This is a genomic window from Clostridium sp. LY3-2 (assembly GCF_024705715.1).
Classification (GTDB): Bacteria; Bacillota; Clostridia; order Clostridiales; family Clostridiaceae; genus Clostridium.
The window spans coordinates 1-678 of record NZ_JAMDLQ010000077.1 but is presented as its reverse complement, the minus strand read 5'-3'; the positions used below and the strand labels follow the sequence as shown (position 1 = coordinate 678).

Here is a 678-nt window from a genome sequence, read left to right as displayed (position 1 = left end):
TTTTTTATTGTATATATAAAACCACTTGCTATGCGAGTGTGTTCAGAAAAAGTTTACTGTTGTAATATGTAAAAAAAACCTCCTTTTGCTAAAATTAAATTAGGTTCGCAGCCAAATTTAAATAGTAAAAGGAGGCATCCGTAATGGATAGTAATAGTTTATCACACACAAAATGGAATTGTAAATATCACATAGTATTTGCTCCAAAATATAGAAGAAAAGAAAGAAGAAATAGGGAAAATATTAAGGCAATTATGTGAATGGAAAGGTGTTGAAATTATCGAAGCTCATGCTTGCATCGACCATATTCACATGCTAGTAGAAATTCCACCTAAAATGAGTGTTTCTAGCTTTGTAGGATTTCTAAAAGGTAAAAGTAGTTTAATGATTTTCGAAAGATTTTCAAATTTAAAATATAAATATGGGAATAGACATTTTTGGTGTAGAGGATTTTATGTGGATACAGTAGGAAGAAATAAAAAAGCAATAGAGGAATATATAAGAAACCAAGAAAAAGAAGATATGATATCTGATCAAATAAGTATAAAAGAATATATGGACCCTTTTAAGGGTAGCAAGTAAAAATAGAGTGCGGCTGGCGAACCTTTCGAGCGTCTTAAGACGCAATTGCAAGTAACATGCCCTTATAGGGCGATAGAAATACCACCAGCTTAGCTG

Annotated in this window: 1 pseudogene; it reads left to right on the top strand. The window is 31.6% G+C overall.

Annotation, left to right across the window (positions count from 1 at the left end):
- Positions 1-143: 143 nt before the first annotated feature.
- Positions 144-582, top strand: a pseudogene (gene tnpA, locus M4I33_RS16835) (IS200/IS605 family transposase).
- The last annotated feature ends 96 nt before the right edge of the window (positions 583-678 follow it).